This window comes from Enterococcus spodopteracolus (genome assembly GCF_030441955.1).
Classification (GTDB): domain Bacteria; phylum Bacillota; class Bacilli; order Lactobacillales; family Enterococcaceae; genus Enterococcus_B; species Enterococcus_B spodopteracolus.
The window spans coordinates 122,586-148,242 of the sequence record NZ_JARJHD010000003.1; the positions used below are offsets into that span (position 1 = coordinate 122,586).

Here is a 25,657-nt window from a genome sequence, read left to right on the forward strand (position 1 = left end):
TGTTATAAAAAGCTTACCATAGTTTCTAAAAAAATGTCTAAATTGGTTACTCATAAAAATATAATCTTATTTCCAATATATATATCGTTATTTTATAAACTAAATCTTCCAATAGAACTGGAAAACCCGGCAAAACTGAACCACACAAACAAAAAAAGGCACGACAGCCCGAGGTCGGGATAGAAATGTTTAGCTTCGAGAAATAAGGCACCATCCACGAAAATTATTTTTCAAATTTTTGTGGATGGCGCCTAATTTTCGAAGAGGTTACTTCTGTTCCCGCCGTTTATTCGGTTTTAGGTGGTGCGATAGGACGAATGTCCCAGACCGTTGAAGTTCCTCTTTTTTGTTGTTGCCAAGCGCTGAATCGCGCAATGATTGACTAAACACACGGTGCTATTTTTTATGTATAAACGTGCTGTTTTTGTCTTTTATTTTGACACTGGGACAAGCGCTTCGATACCAACACTGATTTTCAATGCACGATCGACATCTAACATGATCGATCGTTCCAAATGACAGACTTTTTCTTTTAATCTGGACTTATCAATCGTTCTGATTTGTTCAAGTAAAATGACTGAGTCTCTTTCGATCCCTGTTCCGGTCGCTTTGATTCCTATATGTGTGGGCAATTTAGGTTTCGCCATTTTCGCAGTAATTGCTGCTACGATGACCGTTGGACTAAAATGATTACCTAAATTGTTCTGAATCACTAAGACCGGTCTTGTCCCACCTTGTTCTGATCCTACCACCGGAGAAAGATCAGCAAAATAAATATCTCCTCTTTTTACCATACGCCTCTCCTCACTCTTGATATTCTCTAGGTATACGGGGCCCTAGCACACATGCGACTTCGTAATGGATCGTACCCAATTGATCTGCTACATCTTGCATCGTGATTTTAGCCTGTTGATTTTTCCCTATCAATGTAACTTTAGTTCCTACTGGCATTTGATAGGGTAGACGGATCATCAATTGATCCATGCATACACGACCAATGATCTCACAATAATTTCCCTCCACTAGTAATGAGAAACCTTGCATTTTTCGTAACCAACCATCTGCGTAGCCGATTGGTACAGTTCCGATCCATTCTGAAGCTGAAGTCGTATAGGTTTTCCCATAACCTACACCTTCTCCTGTTGATAACTCTTTCACTTGGATCAATTCAGATACAAGTTCAAGCGCTGGTTGTAGGGGATACACTTCCGCTAACGCGTGACCGGATGGATTCAAGCCATACATCGCTACCCCATAGCGGATCATATTGCCTATAGCTTTTTCGTGCCATAATGCAGTAGCACTATTACTGCTGTGGACATATCTTGGTAAAGTAGGTAGACCTTCAATGATCTCACTGAATTTTTGGTTCTGATGTTCCCAATAGGTAGTATCTGCTTGATCTGCTGTAGAAAAATGAGTATAGATCCCTTCCCATTCTAAATTGGGACTATCCTTGATGATTTCCACTGCCTCATTCACTTCCGCACTATTGAGAAAGCCAATTCTTCCCATTCCGGTATCGACTTTCAAATGCAATTTCAATAAATATTCTAAATGTCGTTCTGCTATATAAGTAGCCGCAGCTTCCAACCATTCTTTTGTTCCCGCGGTAATGGATAAATCGTGGATGACTGCAAGTGTTAACGCATCGATCGGAACCATATTCAATACAAGAATAGGTTGTGTGAAACCTGCCTCTCTCAGCTCGATTCCCTCATCTAAAGTAGCTACGCAAAAACCAGAAGCTCCACCTTTTTTTGCAGCTTCTGCTGTTTCGATTGCTCCATGACCATAACCATCTGCTTTGACAACAGCAAACAATTCTTTCCCATTCAATCGAGCTATTTCATTTGCTACATTTTCTGTAATTGCCTTTTTATGTACAATTGCTTTTGTCGGACGATGCCAAGCAATAACCATTGTTCTTCCTTCTTTCTAGTCTTCTAAAATAATCTGTGCAAAAGCTAACTCGTCTGTATGTGTGATGCTGACCCAGACTGCTCCTTCATGTGGAGATTTCGTTACAATTGGTTGTCCTGATCCATTTTTTAAAATTTCGATCTCTTGAAAGGTAACTTTACCGATCCCTGTTCCCCAAGCCTTTGAAAAAGCTTCTTTACATGCATAACGACCGCCTAAAAACTCGACCTGACGATGAAATGGCAGCAAACGAAATATTTCGATTTCACTTGGTGTCAGTACACGATCAATAAAGTTTTGCTTTTCTTTAATGATCTTAGCAATCCTCGACAGTTCAACTGCATCAATCCCAATCCCTTTTATCATACACGATTCTCTTTTCAAAAAATTTTAGAACACTCTAATTCTACCAAATTTTAAACAATTTACCACCAATAAGTCTAGAAATAACAAAAATGAAAGTTGTTTCTTAGTGAAAAACCATCTCTTCCTTTTCTCCAATTAAAAACCATTGAGAATTGACTGATAAAAATCTCTGATACAAAGAAAACTGTCCAAGTCACTTCATTTTTTTTTACGAATGTTTTTCAAAAAAAATAAGACTTACAATTCGAAAAAACAGCTGATATATAAATAATTTTTTCCCTTGTTTGTTTGTAAAATCATTTTATTGGTATTAATCCTAATTTACCATGGAACACAAACAAAAAAAGAAATTATTTTTACTTTATAAACAAAAAAAACAATAATTTGCTTCTAACTACTTAAAAAACCAAATATTTTATTTTTTTAAATAACATTTCCAATAAAGTTATCTAAAGGGCCCGCTAAAGAGAGGCTATGTCTGTTTTTTATTATCTATCAATTCCAAATAAACAATTCAAAATAAGCCCGTCAAGGCCAAAAAATAGGTAAGCTATTTTTTGATTTGACGGGCTTATTCGGATAGTCCTTCTAAGACCACCACTTTACATGTGGATTAGTCGTTGTTCGTGCGGATCACGAAACCACGTTTTTTGTCATTTGTACGTTTTCCACCGTTGTCTTTTTGCTTGTTATGGTTTTTGCTGTAGCTACCGCTACCTTTCGAATTTTTGTTACCTCGGTAGTTGCCATTGTCACGGCGATTGCGGTTGTTTCCGCCACCACTTCCGCCACCACGTTTACCATTTTTGTTGTAGCCTTTTTTCTGCATTGGTAATGGACGTTCTGGTGTGATTTTCACTGGTGTCGCATCTGATGGATCTTTGGCTGTTGTCTTTAATAATAAAGCGACTAAATCTTGAGCAGAGTATTCTTCTAATAATTTATCCGCAGTTTGCAAATATTTATCTAAGCCATTCTCTTCAAGTTTTTCTTCGATTTGTTCAACGGCAGCGCCTAGTTGTCCTTTGAATGCTTCTTTTTCAGTTGGTGGACGTAATGTCGTCATGCGTTTTTTCGTTAAGTTTTCGATGACATGCAAGTAACCCATTTCGTTTGGTGTAACAAAAGTGACTGACATACCGCCTTTACCTGCACGGCCTGTACGACCGATACGGTGAACATAGCTTTCTGGATCTTGAGGGATATCGTAGTTGTATACGTGCGTTACTCCTGAGATATCTAATCCACGAGCGGCTACGTCTGTAGCAACTAAAATATCTAAATGACCACTCTTGAATGAACGTAACACACTCATACGTTTTTGTTGAGAAAGGTCACCATGGATACCTTCTGCACGATAACCGCGAGCTTCTAGTCCACGTGCTAATTCATCCACACGGCGTTTTGTACGACCAAAAACGATTGTTAACTCTGGTGTTTGTACGTCTAATAAGCGAGTCATGATATCGAATTTTTCATATTCTTTTGCACGAACGTAGTACTGATCGATCAAGTCAGCAGTCATTTCTTTGGTTTTGATTTTCACGTGTGTGGGATCTTTCATAAATTTCACACCGATATTTTTGATTGCTGGTGGCATTGTTGCTGAGAACAATAGTGTTTGACGTTGGTCTGGTACTTTAGAGATAATACTTTCGATATCTTCTAAGAAGCCCATGTTCAACATTTCGTCTGCTTCATCTAATACTAATGTTTCAACAGTTCCAAGTTTCAATGTGTGACGGTTGATATGGTCTAACATACGACCTGGTGTACCAACAACGATATGTGGACGATCTTTCAATCCCCGGATTTGGCGACCAATATCGGCACCACCATAGACAGCTTGGACACGGACACGTTTGTCACGTCCTAAACGATAAAGTTCTTCTTGTGTTTGGATTGCTAATTCACGTGTTGGTGCAATAACTAATCCTTGTAATTCTTGGCGACTTGCATCGATTTTTTCTAACATCGGTAAGCCAAACGCAGCAGTTTTACCTGTTCCTGTTTGTGCTTGTCCAATCACATCTTTACCTTCTAATGCAAGTGGGATCGTTTCTGATTGGATCGGTGTCGCTTCTTCAAATCCTGCACGCTCTACTGATTTTAATAATTCTGGTGATAATTCTAGTTCTTTAAATTTCAAATGAATCCTCCTATATGGTTGTTAACTGAGGATGTAGCGATAAATTGCTACCCCGTCTCTTGTTCGGTCAAAGTGTCTGTTTCTTTTGACAGTGGCCACGCACGTTTTCCATCCATTCTTAGCCCCTGTGGCACCACCGAAAAATCACTTTGCGAAGTTTAGGCATTAGAAAAGCCAAACGGGTCGCGTTCAGCTTTATCATTGTTATGACATCTGGCTTCACATTCATCTTCAAGCCAGTCCAATTTCTCTTCATCTTTCGGCAATAGGTTATTCTAGCATAATTTATTGTTTTCTGCAAGTTTACAGTTTTTATTTCATTTCTTGTAGTCGTTCGACTACTTCAATCAAGCCCATACTATTACTACCTTTTAATACAATCGTGTCATCTGGCTGGATCTCAGCAATCACCGCTGCAATCAATTGCTCTTTATTTTCTTCGATATAATAAACTGGCAAATCAGGATATTTCTGAGCCAAGGCATCTTTTAACGCCTGCATCTCTTTTCCATGCAAAAAGATCATTGAAAACACTTCTGGAGAAATATGTTCACTCATTGAAGCGTGCATGTTGGATGAATCTGCGCCTAGCTCCAACATATCAGCTAAAACGGCAAGTTTTCGTCCCGTTGCTGGGAGGCTTGCTACAGTATCTAAGACTAATCCCATAGCTGTAGGATTGGCATTATAAACATCACTTAAGATCGCTGCCCCGTTTCCAGCTGTCAACCATTCTGTTCGGTTTTGTGTCACGGAAACAGTTGCTAGACCTCGTCGGATTTCCGACAGAGACAACTCGAAAAACTGCCCGATCGCATAAGCAATCAGTGCATTCGTTACATTATACTTACCAGGTAAAGGGATCGTGAATGATTTGCCTTCAACGATAAATGTCGTTTGTTGCTTTTCTTCGATGATTTGTTGTGCAGAAATATCGCCTTGTTCGATTCCAAACGTCTTGATTTTTTGAGACAACGGAGCAACCAACGGTTCTAATAATGGTTCATTATTCGGTACGATCAATAATCCGTCTGGTACCAACCCGTCAGCAATTTCCATTTTTGCTTTGGCGATGCCTTCGCGTGAACCTAAATTCTCGATATGAGCCTCACCGATCATCGTGATTGCTGCAACTTTTGGTTGTGCCAGTAACGAGAGTTCCGTAATTTCATTGGCATGATCCATTCCCATTTCTAAAACGATTATTTCAGTATCTTGAGGCATATGCAAGATCGTATAAGGCATGCCAATATTATTATTGTAATTTCCTTGTGTTTTATAAGTTTTATATCCTTGCGCTAAGACAGAAGCTGTTAGATCCTTTGTGGTCGTCTTCCCATTACTACCGGTAACAGCCACCACATCCGCCCCAACTTTTTTCAAATAGTATTGTGCGAACTCTTGCATTGCTTTTAAAGGATCAGAAACTGGTATGATCTCGATCCCCTCTGGTGCCTTTTCGGCTGCCCAACTCCAAAAAGAAGCAACTGCTCCATTTGCGATAGCTTGTTCAATAAATTCATGCCCATCTCTTGCGCCAGCTAAAGGAACGAATAAATCGCCTTCTTTGATTTTGCGGCTATCAAATTCTACCCCTGTGATTGATTGAGTTGACTCATGATGACTTCCAACTGCTTGAGCAATTTCTTGTATTGTTATGTTCATCCATTCTCTGTCCTTTCGATTTAGACCAGTAGTCCTATAGGAATAGGAACAAAAAAGGTGGTGGAAATCGCCAATACTGATAGCGTCGAATAGTAAAAATCTTTCGCTTTCAATCAGTACCAGATGATCATCCACAACCTTTATTTTGATATACATACTACTTCGACACATTCATACTTGTGCTGATTATGTTTCAATTAGTCAAAGAAACTTTGTCTTTGATTATAACGGTTCAAGCCTAATTGGATCAACTCTTCAATCAAGTCACCGTATTTCAAGCCCATATTTTCCCATAGCAATGGGTACATGCTGAATGCTGTAAAGCCAGGCATTGAATTTAATTCATTAAGGAATAATTCATTTTTATTCGTCAAGAAGAAATCACAACGGCTCAAGCCACTTCCACCTAACATCGTATACGCTAATTTTGCGTACTCTTGTGCTTTTTGATGGACTTCTGCTGGTACTTCTGCTGGAATCTGCATCTCGATGCGATTATTGATGTACTTCGCATCATAATCGTAAAATGCCACGTCTTTTACCACTTCACCAGGCAAGGTCGTGCGGACGTCTTCATTTCCTAAAACAGCGACTTCGATCTCCCGTGCTTCAATTCCTTGTTCAACGATGGCACGTGAATCATATTGGTAAGCTGTTGCTAAGGCATTCTGTAATTCTTCTCGATTTTCAGCCTTAGTGATCCCTACGCTTGACCCCATGTTTGCTGGTTTCACGAACATCGGATAAAGCAATGAGCCTTCACATTGGTCAAATACCTTTTTAGGATTTTCTTTCCATTGATTCTTCAAAACTGGAACATAAGGTACTTGCGGTACACCGGCTGCTTGTAAAATATATTTTGTCATGATCTTATCCATGGCACAAGCACTCGTCAATACACCCGCACCAACATAAGGCATATTCAAGGTTTCCAAGAATCCTTGAATCGTGCCATCCTCGCCATTTGGACCGTGAAGAACTGGGAAGACGATGGTTCCTTCTTCTTTGATCTCTCCTGGATTGATGACAGTGCCGGTAAATCCTTCTGTCATTTTCCCACTTGGGTCCCACGTCAAGTGCAATTCTTCTTCACTTGTAGGTTTTTCAGTCAACAACGGGCCTTTGACCCATTGGCCGTCTTTACTAATAAATACGAGCTGTACTTGATAATAAGCATAATAAATAGCATTTAAAACGGAAAACGCTGAAAGAATCGAAACTTCGTGTTCCGCACTGCGTCCACCATATAATAAAGTAATCTTCAAAAGATTTTCCTCCTGTATTCGATATCATTCATTTTTACTTCATATTTTAGCACAAAAACAAAAGATGCAAACAGCTTATTTGAAAAAAGGTGAAGTACATGTCATTTTATTCAAAAAAACAGCGGAATAGTTGTCGCTTTTTTTCTTTATCGTTATGATAAGAGAAAGGAGGCATAGTTATGACCAAAACTACTTCTCGAAGCCGCTTAGCAGAAATCATTCACGTATTCATCAAAGAAAATGTTCTGCCAAATCTGATCCAACAAAAAAATCCTGAACAAGTAAAAAAAGCCTTTGAAGAACTTGGCTCAACCTTTATAAAAATTGGGCAAATGCTTTCTGTACGTGATGACTTACTCTCTGCTGAGTTTACTAAGACATTCAAAACATTGCAAGACAATGTACCAAGCGATCCCTTTGTCACGACGAAAAAAACGATTGAACAGGAATTAGACGCATCCTTAGAAACGATTTTTACTAGCTTCAATAAAGCACCTTTCGCTTCTGCCTCTATGGGTCAAGCCCATCGTGCAACGTTAAAGAATGGTGATGCAGTCGTTGTAAAAGTCCAACATCCAAATATTGCGAAGGAAATCATGATGGATTTACAGTTATTCGAACGGGCGATTCCTTTGATCAAATATATTCCTGAAACAAGCGTCATCGATTTAAAAGGTGTGTTGCAAGAAGTCAAACGTTCATTGACAAACGAATTGGACTTCTACAAAGAAAGTCAAAATGGCGCACGTTTCTATGACCTAAACAACCATTGGTATGAAATTAGATCCCCTAAAATCTATGAGGCACTTTGCACAAAAAAAGTCATTGTGATGGAAGAAATGTCTGGAAAGAACTTCAACCAATTGATGAATCTTGAAGAAACAGATGAACGTCTCATTGAGAGACTTACGAATACTCAATTGAAACAACAAGTGGCTAAACGATTGATCGAACATTTTATGAAGCAAATCTTTGACGATGGCTTTTTCCATGCCGATCCACATCCTGGGAATTTATTGTTCCGTCCTTTAAGCGTTGAAGAACTTTCAGAAAATATAACGACAGACACAAAAGAACACCAAAAACAACTAGGCTCGATTTCTTTCAAAACGACTGCTACTGTCACTGAACCATTGCAACCATATACAATCAGTTATATTGATTTCGGTATGATGGGTAGTCTCTCCGCTTCGCTAAGACAAAAGCTGATGGAAATCGTTTTAGCGATTTATACACGAGATATTTACCGTATTGAAAAAGCCGTCATCAACTTATGTCAACAAGAAGGGCCTTTTGATGAAGGTGAATTCCATCAACAACTCGCTAACTTTTTGACGCAATATTTAGACCTCTCCCTTGAAGAAATCGACTTGCAAGAAGTCTTTGCGCAGATCGTCTTGATTTGCCACCAGAACAACTTACAAATCGATCGTGATATCACGTTATTGCTTAAAGCGTTTAGCACATTAGAAGGAGTGATTCGTGTCCTTGATCCTGAAGTTTCTTTGATGGAAGTCGCCACGCCCATTGCACAACGTTATTTCTTGGCACATCTCTCTGTCGAAGAAACCTTGAAGCAAGCGGGCTTAGATATACTCGATGGTATCAAAACCGTACCGAAAATCCCGCAGCAAGTCTATCACCTTCTAGAAAATTGGCGTTCTGGACAAGGAAAAATCAATTTGGAACTAAAAAAGCAAGACCAACTGATGAACCGGATCGAAAGTATGGTGAACCGTTTAGTATTTGGTGTGATACTCGCCGCATTGATCGTCGGCTCTTCGTTGCTTGTCCAAGCTGCACCAGACGATCAAATCAATTTTATTACACTATTAGGTATATTCACGTATACGATCGCAGCTGTGGTCATTCTCTTTTTAGCCATTGATACACTGATCAACTATTATAAAAAAAGACGAAAATAAGCGAAAACATCCCAAAATATGAAACTATTTTCGGATGTTCTCGTTTATTTTTTAAGCTGTGTACTTTTGACACAACCTCATTGCTGGATGATTAGAGTTAAGGATACGCACTATTCCTGTTTTTTAGTCTGTAGCCTTTTGCTCGCTATCTATTTGATAATGTTAGCTTTTTTTGTTTGATTATTTCATTTTTCGTTCATCTGGTACGATTCTTTGTGAGAGCAACCACTTATGGAAGAACCATTCAGCAATCCCGATCAATACCGCCGGTACTAAAGCCTTCATCCAAATATCCGTCATATCGTTCATAAAATAAAGATATAACCATAGAATGGCTGCAGCTGAACCAGCATCTGCAATTGTAGCCGCGATATTTCCTACTTTTCGTAAAATCAACAAATCACCTACTACATAGATCATGACAACAATGATTACTCCGACAATCGTTGAATCCATGAAACTAACACCATACAGTCCCGTTAAAACGATCCACAAAATCGCCCAGATCATGATTGCTTTTACCACCAACGCCTTCACATGTTTCATTTTCTGCACTCCCTTCTTTTTGGTTAAAAATATATGATTATATAATTAAATAATCTTCATAATTATATCTTTTGTTATAGAATCAATCAAAGATATCGTACTTATTTTAGCAATAAAAAAGATGAACTCCGCTTCTGTTTAGTTAGAAACAATGTTCACCTATTTTATATTCTATTCAAATTTCTTCAAGCGCTCGGATCAACACTTCTTTGAACCTTTGGTGATCTTCATGAGTGAAAGGCTTCGGCCCTTTCGTCCGAATGCCCGCTTTTCTCAACTTACTGCTCTGATAACGTTGTTCTAATAATCCATCAATGTTCGTGGCATCAAATTCCTTTCCCGATTGATGAAAGACTCGAACACCTTTAGGTAAGACCAATGAAGCTAAGCCATAATCTTGAGTGATCAAAAAATCACCTTTTTTGATCAGTCCGACGATTTTATAATCTGCACTATCTGCCCCTTTATCGACGTATACAAACTGTACATCGCTTGGATACTCTTTATTGGTATAGTGATCGACACTTGTCACGATCATCACCTCTAATTGAAAAGATGCCGCAATTTCAATCACGTCATTTTTCACTGGGGAGCCGTCACCATCAATGAATATTTTTTGCATGTTCTTTCCTCCATAAAAGATAAACAGTGATTACTCCAAGGATCAATACACTGACATTTATCCATTTTACGTAAACTAACAATTGGAGCATCGCATTTGGTACGCTCAGACTCCCAGTCAATTGGAGCAATACACTCACAGGTTCGTCCAACCATCGTGCCATCACTAACAGCAATGACATCAATAAAAATTGATGGGTCACACTTCCTTTATTTTGTGTCGTAAACTTTTTGATCACACGATTATCCATCGGTATTTCTGTATCGATCTCATAATACGTACGATTCAACCAACTGCCTACTACCGCGTGCCAAAAACTTAATAAGAATAAGCCAACCACAAAGCCGATTTGCGGAAGTAACAGAACCATCAACGAACTAAATAATCCAGCTAATTGAATGAGGACTGGTTCGATCGTGGGAATCTGGATTGCTTGATTGCCAATGATTTTGGCTAACACCATGCCTGCAATATAAGGTAAATACATATATACGCCTAAATAGTCGAAACCATAGACGCGGCCGATATAAAGTGTCCCGAATAAAAAAAGAAAATTACCTAACATGCCATTCAGAAAAGTAAAACTATTTAACCAAGTGGGTAATTTCCACTGCTTTCTAGCCCTTCCCAGATAAAAAGCTGCAAATAGAAACAACAGCATAAATCCATAGATTGCTACATCAAATAATGCAGGATCAATCAACAAACGAGCATTTCTCAAAAGAAACAATAAAACGAAAAAGCCAATAAATAAAAGCAACTCTTTGGTAGCTACCACATTCGACTTCATCTCTTTAAAATCCAATTCATAGCGAGGATAATGACTGATCGTATGGTATGCCATAATGTAGAACAATGTATATAACGCTAATGTCATCACGACTTGTGTCGGCCCGGGAAGCTCGATCACCCGAAACAAAACAAGCAACAACAGGATCGCAAATGGAAATTTATTTGCTGACATGTTCGTGAATCCCTGTTGTTTTTCATGGTAATTCACTGTGATATTTGTGGGGATCAGCCATGCCGCACTTAGTCCTAAAAGTACACTTGACAGATAATACAACGGGAAATAAAGGACGCCAAAAATCCCGATCAACGAACCTGCGCCACCCATCAATAAAGAAATCATCAACAAGGTATAACTATCCAAACCAAAGCGAATACTACTAACTAAAAACAGACCTGTCATCCGAAAGGTATAGAACAAAGTGAAGGGTAAAATCGATAACCATTGGTTCCCATCACTCAAACTTAAAAATAACAGATACGGCACCAAGATAACCGTATTACTCAAAATAAAAGGTGTCGTCTGGGTAAAGTTCCGCCCAAATCGTTTGATTTTATCAATCATATAAAAACTCCTTACGTGTTAAACATGAGTTACTTGTCATGTCAACGTATCATCTCTATAGGCATACTCACATGTCTGTAGGTACAAAACTGATTATACCATAGGAGCAAAGCAGCCAACACCCTATAGAGGTTGTGGAAGCAGCACACTGATCCGCAGCCAACCGATAGACAAAAAAGCAGGAACTCCACAAAATTTGACTAGCAAATTTGGGAATCCCTGCTTTTTTTGAGTGCTGAACATTTCTGTTCGCCACTCACTGGTGCCTGAAAGAATCAGACAGACAAGTCCTTCTCCACAAAAGTCTTGTCCAGCACGCCTACATCCGGTAGGTGATCCGTGGATCATGTGCCGCCAAAATCAATTAGACCTCTAACGTTCAGAGATCTTCTCGACCCGTCGCATAACGTATACTTTAACACAAGCAACCATTTTATGCGAGTCTTTTTTTCATTTTATAATCAACCATTTGAAATCCTTCGCCAATATCGCTGATCAATTCTCCCTCAATGACAAATCCCTGATGTTGATAGACTGCGATTGCTTGTTGATTTCCTTGATTGACACGCAAGAAAATCTCCTGTGCTTCTGTTTCTTTTGCTAGTTGTTCGTACCAATGAAAGACTTCAGAGGTCAAACCTTTCCCTCGTACTTCTCGAAGAATATAGAGTTTACTTAAATAGATCGAAGAACCCATTTTTTCATAAGCAGTATAGCCAATCGTTCTCCCCTCTAGCTTCAATAAGAAATAGTTGACCCCTGCTGCACATTCTTTTCCGATCTGTTTTTTCGATTGATACGTCTCCAACATATAAGCGACTTGCTTTTGACCGATAATCGGCGTAAAGGCTTCGGGCCATATTTCATGGATCACTGTCACGAGTTCATCGAGTTCTTTTTCAGTTACTACTACTTTCTCCAACATTTTACTTCCTCCATTCAATGAACTAAAAATGCCCTTGTGCTTGCTGGAATAAAAACAACATGATCATACTATATACAGCGACCGACCAAGGTTTTAAAAGAATAACAATTTGCATGTATTCTCTAAATGAAAGCTTCGTCAATCCAGCAACGAGACAAATCAAATCATCTGGCGCAAAAGGTAAAAGTAAGGTAACGATCAATACCTTTTTGATATTGTTTGTTTTTTCAATGACTAGCTGTTCAAATTTCCGGAATTTTTTTGGTGATAAGATAAAACGGACAAAACTCGTACCATAATAACGCACAAATAAAAAGCCGATTGCTTCACCAATAATCAAGCCAATACAACTATACAGCAACCCAAAGACATTTCCAAACATCAACATCCCTGCAACAGAAGAAATCCCTCCTGGCAGAATCGGAATGATCACTTGGATGATTTGGATAAGAATAAATAAAATGATCGCATAGCTCCCAAACTGTTGCATGAATTGTTGCAAAGAATCTGCTGATTGAAAGATGCCATGTCGATAGCCATACATGATCAATATGAAAAAAATACTTAATCCAACGAGTGGTGCGACTTGGATGGTTCTATGTACCCATGTTTTCTTCTCAGCCATATGCTTCTCCTACACTTTTCATTTTTCTATGTTTTATAAAAGAACAAGTAACGAACAACTACAAAATTGTCGTATGTAACTTCGAGCAACAGAAGCTTGATCCTCTGGTGCCTCCTAATCCCGAATAAACAACGTGAAGTAGCTCCTTCAGAAATAAGCGTAAAACCCCAAAAATTCAAAGGAAATTTTCGGTTTTTCACGCTTATTTCTCGGATTTGAGCACTTCCTTTATGGCTTGTTACCCACAGAAGTTACTTATAAAACACCGTTTATTTGGTTTTAGAAGATAGGCATAACAGCTACTTCAGTTCTAACATCTGTTCTCATCTTTTTACTGATGATTCAAAAAACTAGCAACTTTCGTTGTGATCAAGTCGATAGCTACGTGATTTTCGCCACCTTCTGGGACGATAATATCAGCGTAACGTTTTGTTGGTTCAATAAACTGATGATACATCGGCTTAACGACTGTTAAATATTGTTCGATCACAGAATCTAAGGTACGGCCGCGCTCTTCCATATCACGTTTGATCCGGCGAATGATCCGAATGTCATCGTCTGTATCTACATAGATCTTGATATCCATCAAATCACGTAAACGCTCGTCTTCTAAAATCAAGATACCTTCCAAAATAATCACTTCTTTTGGTTCTTGGATGATTGTTGCTTGACTTCTCGTATGGGCAACATAATCATAGACTGGTTTTTCAATGGCTTCATAGTTCAGTAGTTTTTCAACGTGCTGGATCAGCAGTTCATTATCAAAGGCAAAAGGATGATCGTAGTTTGTATTCAACCGTTCTTCAAAGCTAAGATGACTTTGATCTTTATAGTAAGAATCTTGTTCAAGCATCATGATGGAGTGGTCTGGAAAGTGACTAAAAATCCCTCGGCTGACGCTTGTCTTTCCGCTTCCCGATCCGCCCGTCACACCAATGATAATTGGCTTGCTTTTTGTCATTGACTAAAACCTCTTTCATATCCGTTTTTTCATTCTAATCTATTATAGCGAAAAAAAAGGAAAATGCACTATTTTTCTGAAAATTAATGAGGTGAGATTTCCAAGAGCGGGTAAAGTTCTTCTAAAGAATCAATCCGATAGGTTGGTTGGATCTCTGGTATTTCAGGCAACTTATTTTTATTGAACCAGATCGTATCGATCCCTGCTTCATTTCCACCTTTGATATCAGAAGTCAGTGAATCACCGATAATAACCGTTCGTTCTTTGTCCAACTCAGGAATATTAGCAAACACGTGATCAAAAAAAGCCTTCATTGGCTTTTGTGCGCCAATCGCTTCTGAGACAAAAATTTCTCGAAAATAATGAATCATCCGAGCATCTGTTAATCGTTGATGTTGGGTTTGAGAAACTCCATTCGTCACTATATAAAGTTCTGCTTCACTTGACACTGCTTCCAGTAATTCATGGCTTCCAGGAATCCAATGATGGCCCTGATTCAAATAATGTCGATACCGTTGATCCATCGCTTGGCTATCTACGGTCTTGCCGAACTGTTGGAACAACAGACCAAAGCGGTTGCCTGTCACTTCATCTCTTGTCATCTGCCCCTTTTCAAATTCTCGCCATAAATGATGATTCAATGCTTTATAACTTGTTCTGATCTCTGGTGTCAGTTCAATGCCTTGTTCCGCAAAGAGTTGGTGCAAGGCTTCTGTTTCTGTTTGTTGAAAATCTAACAACGTATCGTCTACGTCAAATAATAATGTATGATATTTCATCTGATTCTCCTATTTTCTTCTATTTAAAATATTTTTTCAGTTTTTTTAGTTCGTCTAACGTCAATGAACGATATGAACCTTCAGCTAAATGTGGATCTAACTGTAATGGGCCCATGCTGATACGTTGTAACGCAGTCACTTTTTTTCCATAAGCCAAAAACATTTTTTTCACTTGGTGGAATTTTCCTTCTTGGATCGTCAGGCGTACGATACTTTGACCTTGTTGGATATCCAAGACTTCTAGATGGGCTGGCAAACACTGATAGCCACTATCAAAGATGATCCCTTTTTCAAAAGCAACTTGATCATCTTCTGTCACTTGTTCATTGACGACTGCTACGTATGTTTTCTTCACTTTCTTCTCAGGCAGTAACATTTCATAGCCTAATTGTCCATTTGAAGTGATTAGCGATAACCCTGTTGTATCACGATCTAATCGCCCCACTGGATACAAAGGCTGGGTGCGGTCGGCTGAAGCCAACAAATCGATAACAGTCGTTTTGTGCATGTCTGTCACCGCTGTTACTGCTCTTTTCGGTTTATTCAGCATAAAGTATACTTCATTTGTATGTAGCTTTACGCCATCCACTTCGATACAGTGAAGCAAACTATCCACATTACGATTCTGTTTCTGTTCCACTTTACCATCGATACGTACGAGTTTCATCGCAAAAAGTCGTTTCATTTCTTTACGTGACGTTTCTAATTCTTTTTCTATTAATTTATCTAACCGCATAACTGCTTCCTCTCCTAGCTACATACGCATTATAACCTTAAACTTACACCTTGCAAAATGGAAACGCTAAGTTGTTTCCTTGACTTACTTAGAAATTCGCGTTACGGTTAAAGAGTAAAGTGAATTGGATTTCTCATACACAGCGTAATGACCTGGTGGAGAAAAGTTGAATTCTGACTTTTTAAGGGCAGATGCGCGCATCTGCCTTTTTGCGTTTTTTCGCGCTACCTGATAATGTGCAAGAGACCATGTGACATTCACTTAAATAAAATCTGTCTGACACCAAAGCAGACAGTCACATTTTAAGGAGGAATTTTGGTTATGTCAGTATCATTAGAAGTAAGTAAAAGAGAAGTACGTCCCCGTTCGTTGAGAAACAAATTGCGTCATGAAGGAAAAGTTCCTGCAATCGTTTATGGCTACAATGTAGAAAGCACGCCAATCTCATTTGATAGTGCGACATTTAGTAAAGTATTGCGTGAGAATGCCGCAAACACAGTTATCACAATGAACATTGAAGGAAAAAAAGTCAACACACTTGTTCATAAAATCCAATCAAACACATTTACCAACCAATTAGAACACGTGGAATTCCTATCTGTTAATATGACAGAAGAAACAGAAGTCGAAACAGAAGTTGTCCTTGTCGGTGAATCTACTGGTGTGAAATCTGGTGGTGTATTGGCTCAAAACCTATATACTGTGATTGTTTCTGCTACACCAGATCAATTACCAGAAAACATCGAAGTGGATATCACTGATTTAGCATTAGGTGATTCGATCACTGTAGCGGATCTACCGAAAAATGACGCATACACGATCATTACTGATGGAGAAGAACAAATCGCCGCAGTTGTTGCACCAACAGAAGAAGAAGAACCAACTGGTGAAGCAGCTGAACCAGAAGTGATTGGTTCAACTGAAGAATAAACGTCTTTTGATCAACGAAGCGATGACTAGTGTCATTGCTTCGTTTTTTATTTCTCTCTTAAAAAAGTATTTCAAAGACCAGTAGTTTCCTATTTATTACCCCTTATTTGTATTTCCCTACAAGCTTAAAAAACCTTATATAATAAGGTTTTTGCATGACCTCTTAAAAAATTCTTATACTTTAAAAAAAAGTATGCAAATATTGTTGCATTTTGTATAAATGTTTATTAGAATGAACCAACGTTAAAAAAGTATAACTCGTTTATCCTGATAATAATATGTTGTTCTCGTCATTTCGGTTTTTTAGACAAAGGAGGCTAAGCCGATGTTTGAAAGTTTTGATAATAACCGTAATCGATACGCATCATTAGGTGTGGTATCAAGTTTACCAGATGAACTGATCGATAGTATTTGGTTCATTATTGATTTAGACCTTAAGGGTGTTATTCCATTAGATAATATTTTAGCTTTTGATTTAATTAATAATCATGGGAAAGTAACCTTGCATTTTTCTCAAGCAGGCAGTACCGTTGAGATGGGGATCGATTTGCCATTCCCTTATTCTCCACAGTATCCGGCGCAAGTATTTGCCTATGATGATGGGACCAGAGAAACCATTCTTCTCCCAAGTGAAATTAAACAGTACTAAAATAAACCCTTTGTTTTGCACGATAGCCAAGTAGTTGACTCTTTGATTTTCATCGCAGACTCACTTCTTGGCTACTTTTATGATGACCTTCTCTGAAAATTTCCAGAAAACATAAAGCATTTTAGCTATTTATTTATCATGAGATTCTAATTGGTATTCCAAGGGTAAACACTATATACTACTAACTAAATTTTAAAAGAAATAAGGAGTTTACAAGATGCGCGATTTAACAAAAGGAAGCCCAGCCAAACTGATTTTGCTATTTACTGTCCCTTTATTGATAGGCAATGTTTTTCAGCAGTTTTACAACATGGTTGATATGATCATCGTTGGGCAGACATTAGGGAAAAACTCACTAGCTGCTGTAGGAGCTACCGGTGGATTAACTTTCTTGATTATTGGCTTTGCTCAAGGTCTAACCGCTGGTTTAGCCATTATTACCGCACAACGATATGGTGCGAAAGACTTCCGTGGTTTGAAAAAAAGTTTTGCTACAAGTGTCATGATTAGTGTCATTATTACTGTGATTTTAACCGTCCTTAGCTTAGTATTTATTCGTCCGATGCTTCAGTTGATGCAAACACCTGCAGATATCATTGATGAAGCACAAACATTCATCGTGATCATCCTATGGGGAATCTTTGCTGCCGTCAGCTTCAATTTATTGTCAAATGTTATTCGCGCACTTGGTGATAGTCGAACGCCTTTACTCTTTTTGATCGTTGCGGTAATTATCAACGTTGTCTTGGATTTGATCTTTATTATCAACTTCGGTATGGGAGTAGAAGGTGCTGCTATTGCAACAGTGATTGCGCAAATTGCTTCTAGTCTATTATGTATCGTCTATATCAAGAAAAAGATTCCGATGCTTCAGTTACGTAAAAAAGATTTTTCGTTCGATAAACAAGAGATCCGCACACATTTAAATGTTGCTTTACCAATGGCTTTCCAATCTTCGATCATTGCGATTGGTGCAATCGTCCTGCAATCTGCATTAAACAGCTTAGGTACAGATGTCGTCGCTGCCCAAGCCGCAGCTGGTCGAATCGATCAATTTGCTGTTCAACCTATGATGTCCTTTGGGATTGCGATGGCGACTTTTACAGCACAAAACTATGGAGCGAAACAATATGGACGTATCTTAAAAGGCGTTCGTCAAACATTAGTCATGAGTATTGGCTTTAGTTTCTTAGCCGGAGCAATTGTTATTTTCCTTGGCCGACCATTGGTAAGCTTGTTTGTCAGCGCAAATGAAACTGTCGTTTTTGATTTGGCGCAAACGTATTTCAACATCAATGGCTCTCTTTACTGGATCTTAGCTATCCTATTCATCTTACGTTACACTTTACAAGGACTTGGTCAAAGTAAAGTACCGACGATTGCAGGGATGATGGAACTGATCATGCGTTCTTTTGCTGCAATTATTCTGACTGGAATCTGGGGCTATCCAGGAGCCGCTCTCGCTTCACCACTTGCTTGGGCTGGTTCTGTAATCGTCTTGCTCTACTCTTATATCCGCGCTGTAAAACATTTGAAACAGTTAGATGCCGAACAACAGCAATTTTCAATTGAAGATGCTGAAATCAGTTATTAGATTCAGAAAAAGTGTTCCTCCTATACTTATTGGAAGAACACTTTTTTTTATGGATTCATTGGTAAAATAATCAAGCTGAAATAGTCGATATGCGCATGATCATATTCCAAAACGGTGAATTGAAATTGACCGATCGTAATCACTGTACCTGCCTCGATATCTTTTTGATAGCTCGACATAAAACCAGCGAGAGTGATGAAATTCGTCTCTTCAAATTCTGGAACATCCTCATTGAAGTAGCGCTCAAAATCATCTAAGGTCAATTTTCCTGAAACAATATAGCTACCATCTTCTTGTTTCGCAATCAAAGCTTGATCCACGTCTGTTTCGTCTCGAATTTCGCCGACGATTTCCTCTAAAATATCTTCAATCGTAACAAGACCGCTTGTTCCACCATATTCATCCTTTAAGATCGCTATATGTTTTCCTTTTCTTCGCATGATCGTCAATAGTTTTTTGATGGGGATAGTTTCTGCTGTCACGATTGGTTCTTCAATCAGAGACTCCACCGTTATCTGGTCATCCTCTAAAGATTGTTTGATCAACGCAGGTAATGTAACGTATCCTAACACATTATCTTTGGATTCCAGTATGACAGGATATCTCGTATGCCCGCGTTCAATCGATTCCTTGATGGCTTGTTTGACTGTATCTGACGCATCAAATACTTGCATCGATGTCCGATCGACTTGAATGTCTTTTGCCAGCGTGTCATCAAACTCAAAGACATTTTCTAAGTACTGGTATTCATCCTTTGTCAACTCACCTTGCTGGTAAGAGTTGAGGGCAACTAAAGTCAATTCTTCTTGTGAGAGTGTTTCTTCACCTTCTGATACTAGCTTCACGCCTAGCAATTTACCTAAGCTTGCTGCCGAATGATTCAATACCCAGATGAAAGGAAACATCGCCAGATAAAAATAATGCAAGGGTCTGACTACGAATAACACAACTTGTTCCGTATTGACGATACTATAACTTTTCGGCAAAAGTTCTCCCACCACAACGTCGACATATGTCACCAGAATGAACCCTAATGCGACAGAGATCGTTGCACTTATTCCCCGTCCAATCGGAAGTTGACCGATCCAGGGTTCCAATAATGCTGCCACAGAACCTTCGCCAACCCAACCAATGATCAAGCCTGTTAATGTGATACCCAACTGACTTGCAGATAAATAATCGTCTAAATGGTGGGTCACATGTAACGCTAGTTTAGCGTTCTTCACGTCGTCTTTTTCCAATTGCTCTAAACGGGAACGTCTGATTTTTACTAAAGCAAATTCACTCGCAACAAAAAAAGCAGTGATTGCTATCATCAAAAATAATATGACAAAATTTACTACCATTTGTTTCGCCTCACTTTTCCATTTTAATTGTACAACTTTTCGTAAAAAGAGTATAACTAGGAGGCTTTTGATTTCTGCTTCTCCCACTAGATCACTCTAAATAATGGAAGGATTTATTCACTTGTGTCACTAACATTCAACAGCTATTCAATAACAAGAAATTTATTAATTAAGGTTTAAAATGTGCGCATGTGCTATGCTATTATGTGACAGTACAGTTCAATGAAAATGGCTATCCTTCCGCAAGTGAGGTGGTGCGTATGCCCATACTTTCTAACTCTTATGAAAGGAGACGCCTTTTGTCGGCACTCGATACAGTCCAATTGATGCTCAGCTTTGGTATGTTTACCGTCGCTCTGGTCACGTTGGTTGTAGCATTGCTTAACAACGACAAAAAGAAATAACCGTCCTCGGCTTAAGACGGTTATTTTTACAACAATTAACTAAACCTATGCCGCTGTTTTTTAAACAACGCTATCAAAAGAGAGTTGTTATTGCAACCCCTCTTTTCAGTTTTAGTATAGCATAATCTAACGCTTTATCTACTTATTTTTTCCGTTCTTTCAACCATGTTTTTCTTGTTCCACCAATCAGCAAAGGTACTGTTTCATGTTTGACTTCACTGTATTCTAAACCAAACCATGTTTCTGGCGTCGTAGCGATTTTCTTGATGGCAAGTTTAGCTTGCATGATTTGTCGTTCCCATTTCCCAAGAGTTGTTACATTGGAAACTACTTCGTCGATCAAGATGAATTGGAAATCGCCGACTTCTCTTCCTGGAGTCAATGAATACGTCTGTGGTTGTTTTGGTAGACGTCCTTGTTTCATTAAATCGTGGATGATTTGTCGAACGTAGACATTGATTTCTTGTTGCACGCGGAATCCTAAGAATAGGTTCACTTGAATAACGAAATCGGTCCCCATCATATCCACTTGATATTCTTTCGTATAGGGTTCATCGGTTACTTCTACATGGACAAACCAATAGGCCTTCGCCCGCTTTGGTCGTTTATCTAAAATGGAATACACAAACTGGCGACCGACCTTCCCATCTGCCATATCCGGCACTAAGAAAACCACATTAGTTTGATACATTGGTAAGGTCTTGTCCTCTTTCAATGCTTGAAGTTGTGGAATATATTCTTTTAATGCCACTTCTTCTGCGACCGATTCACGAATGATATTTCCTTGTTCCCAAACAAACATGACTGCTAGAATGACTAAAGCAATCAACACAGCGACAAAACCGCCATGGAAGAACTTCACGATACTTGAAATAAAGAAGACGACTTCGATTGCCCCAAAGAAAAAGGTAATTGTATGAGCCAACCACTTCGGATAGCCAGTTTGGAGCAAATAGAAATAAAGTAAGGCAGTCGTCATCAACATCGTTACGGTAATGGACAGTCCGTACGCAGCTTCCATATGATGTGAGGTTCTAAAGGTAACGACAACCAGTGAACAAGCAATCCATAGAATCAAATTCACTGCCGGAATGTACATTTGTCCGATGCTGCTTCCAGGATACATGATTTTCAATCGAGGCAATAATTTCAATTTGATTGCTTCTGAAACTAGAGTAAATGATCCAGTAATTAGTGCTTGCGAAGCGATAACAGCTGCAATCGTTGCAAATCCTACTCCGATGACTGTAAAACTAGCCGGCATCATTTTGAAAAATGGATTCAAGTTTTCGATTGCTTGTGTTTCTGGATTTTGATAGACATTCAACAGCCATGCTGCCTGCCCAAAATAATTCAAGACCAAACATACTTTGACATACGGCCAGCTTAAACGGATGTTTCGTTTTCCGACATGTCCTAGGTCAGAATAAAGCGCCTCCGCCCCAGTAGTAGCCAAAAAGATATTTCCTAGAATGAATAAACCTAGCTTATTATCAGGACTAAATAGCAACTGGATTGCATAATAAGGATTTAAGGCACGGATCACTGTCCAGTCTTGACTGAAATTAAACATGCCCATAGCACCTAAAAAGGTGAACCATAAAAACATAATCGGTCCAAATGCTTTCCCAACGACTTCTGTGCCAAATCGTTGGACCATGAATAAAACAAAAATAATAACTAAAGTAATAATAACGATGATGTTCTGGTCATTGCCGAAACGGTCAAAGAATTGTGGAATCCCACGTAATCCTTCAATAGCGGTCGTAACCGTTACAGCAGGTGTCAGTACGCCATCTGCTAACAATGCTGCGCCACCGATCATTGCAGGTATGATCAGATATTTACCGCCTTTTCTAACCAAAGTATATAAAGAAAAGATACCACCTTCCCCATGGTTATCTGCATTTAATGCAATCACGACATATTTGATCGTTGTTAATAATGTCAAAGTCCAAAAAATCAAGGAGACTGCTCCGATAACAAAATCTGGGTTGATCCCTCGCAAGCCGCCATTGTCTTCTACGATTGCTTTCATTACATAAAGCGGACTTGTACCAATATCTCCATAAACAACTCCCATGGCTACTAGTAACCCTGCCATCGAGATTTTTTTTGTGTTATGCTTTGTTGTCACTGTTCCCCCTCATTTCTCCAATCCTATGATTGACCTAAATTTCACCTAATTATCCAAGGATTCAACCTTGGTGTCAATCAATTCGATAAAAATAACTAAGTCAACGATGCCTTCTTAAATAATCAGCAGTAAATGAGTAGAGAGCTAAACAAACGAGTGCCCCGATCAAGGATGGGATAAGATAAAAGCCACTGATAGATGGACCTAGATCGCCTAACACAAATTCACCTAACCAACTTCCAAAGAAACCAATAATAATATTTCCAGTGACGCCTCCTGGTACATCTTCATTAAGAACAGCTCCAGCAACGAATCCTAATATGCCACCTACTATTAATGAGAATAAAAAATGGATCATTTCCATTCCTCCTTTTGCACTTTAAATAACTAAGTGTTTTTTAAGAAAATTTAAATTGACCCTCTATGCCTTTTCTTTAACGATTAAAAAAATAAGCGTACTACTTTTGAAAATATAAAATTATTTTCGTAGTAGTACGCTTATTAAAAAACTTTTATCTTAAAATGATAGAATTACTTCTTGTCCTCTTCGTTCAACATTGCTTTTCTTGAAAGATTCACCCGGCCTTGTTTGTCGATCTCTGTCACTTTCACCAACACTTCATCGCCTAGTTTTACAACGTCTTCTACATTGTTTACACGTTCATTCGCTAATTGAGAAATATGGACTAAGCCGTCTTTCCCTTTGATCAAGTTGACAAATGCACCGAATTTTTCGATACGAACAACTTTACCAAGGTAGACTTCGCCAACTTTGACTTCTTTTGTCAAATCTTCGATGATCTTGATTGCTTTTTGGATCATTTCTTTATCAGAAGAAGCAATACTTACTTTACCGTCTTGATCGATATCGATCTTCACGCCTGTTTCATCAATGATTCCATTGATCGTATCGCCACCTTTACCGATGACATCTTTGATTTTCGCAGGATCGATTTGGATCATTTCGATTTTCGGTGCATATTGGCTAAGCTCTTCACGTGGTGTAGCAATCGTTGAAGTCAATTCTTCTAAGATTTCCATACGTGCTTGTTTTGCTTGTGCCAATGCTTCTTTTAAGATTTGTTCCGTGATACCTTGGATCTTGATATCCATTTGTAGTGCTGTGATCCCATCTTTTGTTCCGGCAACTTTGAAGTCCATGTCGCCTAAATGGTCTTCTAGACCTTGGATGTCTGTTAAAATCGTATAGTTTTCACCATCAGATACTAATCCCATAGCAATACCAGCTACAGGTGCTTTGATTGGCACACCTGCGTCCATCAATGCTAAAGTACCTGCACAGATACTTGCTTGAGAAGATGAACCATTCGATTCAAGTACTTCTGCCACTAGACGGATCGTGTAAGGAAACTCTTCTTCTGAAGGAATCACTTGTGCTAATGCACGTTCACCTAATGCACCATGACCGATTTCACGACGACCTGGTGATCCGGCACGACCAGTTGAACCCACAGAAAATTGTGGGAAGTTATAGTGATGGATGAATCGTTTGCTGACTTCTACACCTAAGCCATCAATGATTTGGTGTTCCCCTAAAGGTGCCAATGTACATGATGATAGTGCTTGTGTTTGTCCACGAGTAAATAATCCAGAACCATGAACACGTGGCAACAAGCCAACTTCTGATGCTAAAGGACGGATCTCATCTAATTTACGACCATCAGGACGGATTTTGTCAATCGTGATCAACTCACGAACGACGTCTTTTTCAAGATCTTCCGTAATTTGTTTTACTTCTTTTAGTAATTGCGCTTCCTCTTCATGACCCGCAAATTTCTCTGCATAAGCTTCGCGAATATCGACTTTTACTTGGGCGATATTCTCTTCACGAGCTAATTTTTCTTCTGTCATGACCGCTTCTTTCATCGTGCCATACGATGCATCAAAAATTTCTTTTTTCAAATCAGCATCGACTTGTAATAAAGAAACTTCCATTTTTTCTTTGCCGACAGCTTGAACGATTTCTTCTTGGAATGCGACTAATTCTTTGATTGCGTCAAATCCAAATAATAATGCGCCCAGCATATCTTCTTCAGAAACTTCTTTCGCGCCACTTTCAACCATGTTGATTGCTTGTTTTGTACCAGCTACGCTTAATTCGATATCGGTAGTCTCTGCTTGTTCAACTGTTGGGTTCAAGACGTATTCACCATTGACACGACCAACTTCAACACCTGCGATCGGTCCATCGAAGGGGATATCTGAAATCGATAAAGCTAGGGAAGAACCTAACATTGCTGCCATTGCTGGGGAACAATCTGTTTCTACACTCATCACGATATTTGTGACTTGGACTTCATTACGGAAACCTTCTGCAAACATTGGACGGATCGGACGGTCGATCAAACGAGCAGTCAGGGTTGCTTCCGTACTTGGACGACCTTCACGTTTGATAAATCCTCCTGGGATCTTACCAGCTGCATACATTTTTTCTTCATAATTGATCGTCAATGGGAAGAAATCTGTATCTTTCGCTTCTTTTGAAGCAACTGCCGCACTTAATACGACCGTATCCCCATAACGAACTAATACTGCTCCATTGGCTTGTTTGGCTAATTGGCCAACTTCGATCTCTAAGGGACGTCCGCCCCATGTCGTTTTAAAAACTTGTTTTTCTGACATAAATACTCCTTTTCTTTCTCGTGAACGCTAGACGCTACTAAACAAACGAAAACCGCGAAAGCGAGCTTTTGCACCTTTCATTTGGTTAGTAGGAGTCCATCGAGCTGATTCAC

General features: G+C 39.0%; 23 protein-coding genes. 5 read left to right on the forward strand and 18 right to left on the reverse strand.

The features are described from left to right. Positions 1-431: 431 nt before the first annotated feature. The 6 genes from P3R27_RS05620 to P3R27_RS05645 all read right to left on the reverse strand — a co-directional run bounded on the left by P3R27_RS05620 (position 432) and on the right by P3R27_RS05645 (position 7,368). Complete coding sequence (locus tag P3R27_RS05620; RefSeq protein ID WP_019722700.1) at positions 432-794, reverse strand: type II toxin-antitoxin system PemK/MazF family toxin; 363 nt, start codon at positions 792-794, stop codon at positions 432-434. A gap of 10 nt (positions 795-804) precedes the next feature. Then, on the reverse strand, positions 805-1,923 hold the full coding sequence (alr, locus tag P3R27_RS05625; protein ID WP_034689207.1) for an alanine racemase: 1,119 nt from the start codon (positions 1,921-1,923) through the stop codon (positions 805-807). A 15-nt stretch (positions 1,924-1,938) separates the two neighbouring features. Next, positions 1,939-2,289, reverse strand: a complete 351-nt coding sequence (acpS, locus tag P3R27_RS05630) for a holo-ACP synthase (RefSeq protein ID WP_034689208.1) — start codon at positions 2,287-2,289, stop codon at positions 1,939-1,941. 613 nt (positions 2,290-2,902) lie between these two features. Next, entirely contained in the window at positions 2,903-4,438 is a 1,536-nt protein-coding gene (gene cshA / locus P3R27_RS05635) for a degradosome RNA helicase CshA (RefSeq protein ID WP_034689209.1), read from the reverse strand. Positions 4,439-4,750: 312 nt separating this feature from the next. Further along, entirely contained in the window at positions 4,751-6,103 is a 1,353-nt protein-coding gene (locus P3R27_RS05640; RefSeq protein ID WP_284592245.1) for a UDP-N-acetylmuramoyl-tripeptide--D-alanyl-D-alanine ligase, read from the reverse strand. Between the two features lie 197 nt (positions 6,104-6,300). Then, positions 6,301-7,368 (reverse strand): D-alanine--D-alanine ligase, encoded by a 1,068-nt coding sequence (locus tag P3R27_RS05645; protein ID WP_034689211.1) that lies wholly within the window; start codon positions 7,366-7,368, stop codon positions 6,301-6,303. Between the two features lie 179 nt (positions 7,369-7,547). Here P3R27_RS05645 and P3R27_RS05650 point away from each other — a divergent pair, with 179 nt between their 5' ends. Further along, the gene (locus tag P3R27_RS05650) at positions 7,548-9,293 is read left to right on the forward strand and encodes an ABC1 kinase family protein (protein ID WP_301355163.1); all 1,746 of its coding nucleotides are present in this window, start codon (positions 7,548-7,550) and stop codon (positions 9,291-9,293) included. Positions 9,294-9,473: 180 nt separating this feature from the next. Here P3R27_RS05650 and P3R27_RS05655 read toward each other — a convergent pair whose 3' ends face one another. The 8 genes from P3R27_RS05655 to P3R27_RS05690 all read right to left on the reverse strand — a co-directional run bounded on the left by P3R27_RS05655 (position 9,474) and on the right by P3R27_RS05690 (position 15,841). Beyond that, positions 9,474-9,839, reverse strand: a complete 366-nt coding sequence (locus tag P3R27_RS05655) for a DUF2512 family protein (RefSeq protein ID WP_034689215.1) — start codon at positions 9,837-9,839, stop codon at positions 9,474-9,476. A 175-nt stretch (positions 9,840-10,014) separates the two neighbouring features. Continuing rightward, positions 10,015-10,461, reverse strand: coding sequence for a YaiI/YqxD family protein (locus P3R27_RS05660; RefSeq protein WP_034689216.1), 447 nt, complete (start codon positions 10,459-10,461; stop codon positions 10,015-10,017). Further along, the gene (locus P3R27_RS05665; RefSeq protein WP_034689218.1) at positions 10,442-11,815 is read right to left on the reverse strand and encodes a hypothetical protein; all 1,374 of its coding nucleotides are present in this window, start codon (positions 11,813-11,815) and stop codon (positions 10,442-10,444) included. The genes P3R27_RS05660 and P3R27_RS05665 overlap by 20 nt, the downstream gene beginning before the upstream one ends. 433 nt (positions 11,816-12,248) lie before the next feature. After that, entirely contained in the window at positions 12,249-12,737 is a 489-nt protein-coding gene (locus P3R27_RS05670) for a GNAT family N-acetyltransferase (RefSeq protein ID WP_200868967.1), read from the reverse strand. A 25-nt stretch (positions 12,738-12,762) separates the two neighbouring features. Then, positions 12,763-13,365, reverse strand: a complete 603-nt coding sequence (locus P3R27_RS05675; protein ID WP_034689220.1) for a TVP38/TMEM64 family protein — start codon at positions 13,363-13,365, stop codon at positions 12,763-12,765. Positions 13,366-13,696: 331 nt separating this feature from the next. Then, positions 13,697-14,326 carry a uridine kinase gene (gene udk / locus P3R27_RS05680; protein ID WP_010734363.1) on the reverse strand — a complete coding sequence of 210 codons (630 nt, stop codon included), beginning with the start codon at positions 14,324-14,326 and terminating at the stop codon, positions 13,697-13,699. 83 nt (positions 14,327-14,409) lie between these two features. Beyond that, the gene (locus tag P3R27_RS05685; protein ID WP_010734364.1) at positions 14,410-15,105 is read right to left on the reverse strand and encodes a YjjG family noncanonical pyrimidine nucleotidase; all 696 of its coding nucleotides are present in this window, start codon (positions 15,103-15,105) and stop codon (positions 14,410-14,412) included. A 19-nt stretch (positions 15,106-15,124) separates the two neighbouring features. Next, a complete protein-coding gene (locus P3R27_RS05690; protein ID WP_034689222.1) occupies positions 15,125-15,841 on the reverse strand; it encodes a 16S rRNA pseudouridine(516) synthase in 717 nt (238 codons plus the stop codon). A 321-nt stretch (positions 15,842-16,162) separates the two neighbouring features. On the opposite strand from P3R27_RS05690, the gene P3R27_RS05695 reads away from it, so the two are divergent. The 3 genes from P3R27_RS05695 to P3R27_RS05705 all read left to right on the forward strand — a co-directional run bounded on the left by P3R27_RS05695 (position 16,163) and on the right by P3R27_RS05705 (position 19,014). Then, the gene (locus P3R27_RS05695) at positions 16,163-16,771 is read left to right on the forward strand and encodes a 50S ribosomal protein L25/general stress protein Ctc (protein ID WP_034689223.1); all 609 of its coding nucleotides are present in this window, start codon (positions 16,163-16,165) and stop codon (positions 16,769-16,771) included. A 325-nt stretch (positions 16,772-17,096) separates the two neighbouring features. Further along, complete coding sequence (locus tag P3R27_RS05700) at positions 17,097-17,420, forward strand: DUF960 domain-containing protein (RefSeq protein ID WP_034689224.1); 324 nt, start codon at positions 17,097-17,099, stop codon at positions 17,418-17,420. Between the two features lie 217 nt (positions 17,421-17,637). After that, positions 17,638-19,014 carry an MATE family efflux transporter gene (locus P3R27_RS05705; protein ID WP_034689225.1) on the forward strand — a complete coding sequence of 459 codons (1,377 nt, stop codon included), beginning with the start codon at positions 17,638-17,640 and terminating at the stop codon, positions 19,012-19,014. Positions 19,015-19,061: 47 nt separating this feature from the next. Here P3R27_RS05705 and P3R27_RS05710 read toward each other — a convergent pair whose 3' ends face one another. Then, positions 19,062-20,360, reverse strand: a complete 1,299-nt coding sequence (locus P3R27_RS05710) for a hemolysin family protein (RefSeq protein WP_034689247.1) — start codon at positions 20,358-20,360, stop codon at positions 19,062-19,064. A 260-nt stretch (positions 20,361-20,620) separates the two neighbouring features. Here P3R27_RS05710 and pepG1 point away from each other — a divergent pair, with 260 nt between their 5' ends. Beyond that, positions 20,621-20,764: a type I toxin-antitoxin system toxin PepG1 gene (pepG1, locus tag P3R27_RS05715; protein WP_126134420.1), complete on the forward strand. Its 144-nt coding sequence runs from the start codon at positions 20,621-20,623 to the stop codon at positions 20,762-20,764. A gap of 142 nt (positions 20,765-20,906) precedes the next feature. On the opposite strand, the gene P3R27_RS05720 is transcribed toward pepG1, so the two are convergent. The 3 genes from P3R27_RS05720 to pnp all read right to left on the reverse strand — a co-directional run bounded on the left by P3R27_RS05720 (position 20,907) and on the right by pnp (position 25,544). Continuing rightward, positions 20,907-22,901 (reverse strand): KUP/HAK/KT family potassium transporter, encoded by a 1,995-nt coding sequence (locus P3R27_RS05720; RefSeq protein ID WP_126133817.1) that lies wholly within the window; start codon positions 22,899-22,901, stop codon positions 20,907-20,909. 100 nt (positions 22,902-23,001) lie between these two features. Continuing rightward, a complete protein-coding gene (locus P3R27_RS05725) occupies positions 23,002-23,259 on the reverse strand; it encodes a GlsB/YeaQ/YmgE family stress response membrane protein (RefSeq protein WP_010734373.1) in 258 nt (85 codons plus the stop codon). 173 nt (positions 23,260-23,432) lie between these two features. Further along, positions 23,433-25,544 (reverse strand): polyribonucleotide nucleotidyltransferase, encoded by a 2,112-nt coding sequence (gene pnp / locus P3R27_RS05730; RefSeq protein ID WP_034689227.1) that lies wholly within the window; start codon positions 25,542-25,544, stop codon positions 23,433-23,435. Between the last annotated feature and the right edge of the window lie 113 nt (positions 25,545-25,657).

Excerpts from the sequence above, each read along its gene's own strand:
- P3R27_RS05620 (WP_019722700.1), bottom strand. The coding sequence starts at position 794 with ATGGTAAAAAGAGGAGATATTTATTTTGCTGATCTTTCTCCGGTGGTA.
- alr (WP_034689207.1), bottom strand. The coding sequence starts at position 1,923 with ATGGTTATTGCTTGGCATCGTCCGACAAAAGCAATTGTACATAAAAAG.
- acpS (WP_034689208.1), bottom strand. The coding sequence starts at position 2,289 with ATGATAAAAGGGATTGGGATTGATGCAGTTGAACTGTCGAGGATTGCT.
- P3R27_RS05640 (WP_284592245.1), bottom strand. The coding sequence starts at position 6,103 with ATGAACATAACAATACAAGAAATTGCTCAAGCAGTTGGAAGTCATCAT.
- P3R27_RS05650 (WP_301355163.1), top strand. The coding sequence starts at position 7,548 with ATGACCAAAACTACTTCTCGAAGCCGCTTAGCAGAAATCATTCACGTA.
- P3R27_RS05655 (WP_034689215.1), bottom strand. The coding sequence starts at position 9,839 with ATGAAACATGTGAAGGCGTTGGTGGTAAAAGCAATCATGATCTGGGCG.
- P3R27_RS05660 (WP_034689216.1), bottom strand. The coding sequence starts at position 10,461 with ATGCAAAAAATATTCATTGATGGTGACGGCTCCCCAGTGAAAAATGAC.
- P3R27_RS05665 (WP_034689218.1), bottom strand. The coding sequence starts at position 11,815 with ATGATTGATAAAATCAAACGATTTGGGCGGAACTTTACCCAGACGACA.
- P3R27_RS05675 (WP_034689220.1), bottom strand. The coding sequence starts at position 13,365 with ATGGCTGAGAAGAAAACATGGGTACATAGAACCATCCAAGTCGCACCA.
- udk (WP_010734363.1), bottom strand. The coding sequence starts at position 14,326 with ATGACAAAAAGCAAGCCAATTATCATTGGTGTGACGGGCGGATCGGGA.
- P3R27_RS05685 (WP_010734364.1), bottom strand. The coding sequence starts at position 15,105 with ATGAAATATCATACATTATTATTTGACGTAGACGATACGTTGTTAGAT.
- P3R27_RS05690 (WP_034689222.1), bottom strand. The coding sequence starts at position 15,841 with ATGCGGTTAGATAAATTAATAGAAAAAGAATTAGAAACGTCACGTAAA.
- P3R27_RS05695 (WP_034689223.1), top strand. The coding sequence starts at position 16,163 with ATGTCAGTATCATTAGAAGTAAGTAAAAGAGAAGTACGTCCCCGTTCG.
- P3R27_RS05700 (WP_034689224.1), top strand. The coding sequence starts at position 17,097 with ATGTTTGAAAGTTTTGATAATAACCGTAATCGATACGCATCATTAGGT.
- P3R27_RS05705 (WP_034689225.1), top strand. The coding sequence starts at position 17,638 with ATGCGCGATTTAACAAAAGGAAGCCCAGCCAAACTGATTTTGCTATTT.
- P3R27_RS05710 (WP_034689247.1), bottom strand. The coding sequence starts at position 20,360 with ATGGTAGTAAATTTTGTCATATTATTTTTGATGATAGCAATCACTGCT.
- pepG1 (WP_126134420.1), top strand. The coding sequence starts at position 20,621 with ATGCCCATACTTTCTAACTCTTATGAAAGGAGACGCCTTTTGTCGGCA.
- P3R27_RS05725 (WP_010734373.1), bottom strand. The coding sequence starts at position 23,259 with ATGATCCATTTTTTATTCTCATTAATAGTAGGTGGCATATTAGGATTC.
- pnp (WP_034689227.1), bottom strand. The coding sequence starts at position 25,544 with ATGTCAGAAAAACAAGTTTTTAAAACGACATGGGGCGGACGTCCCTTA.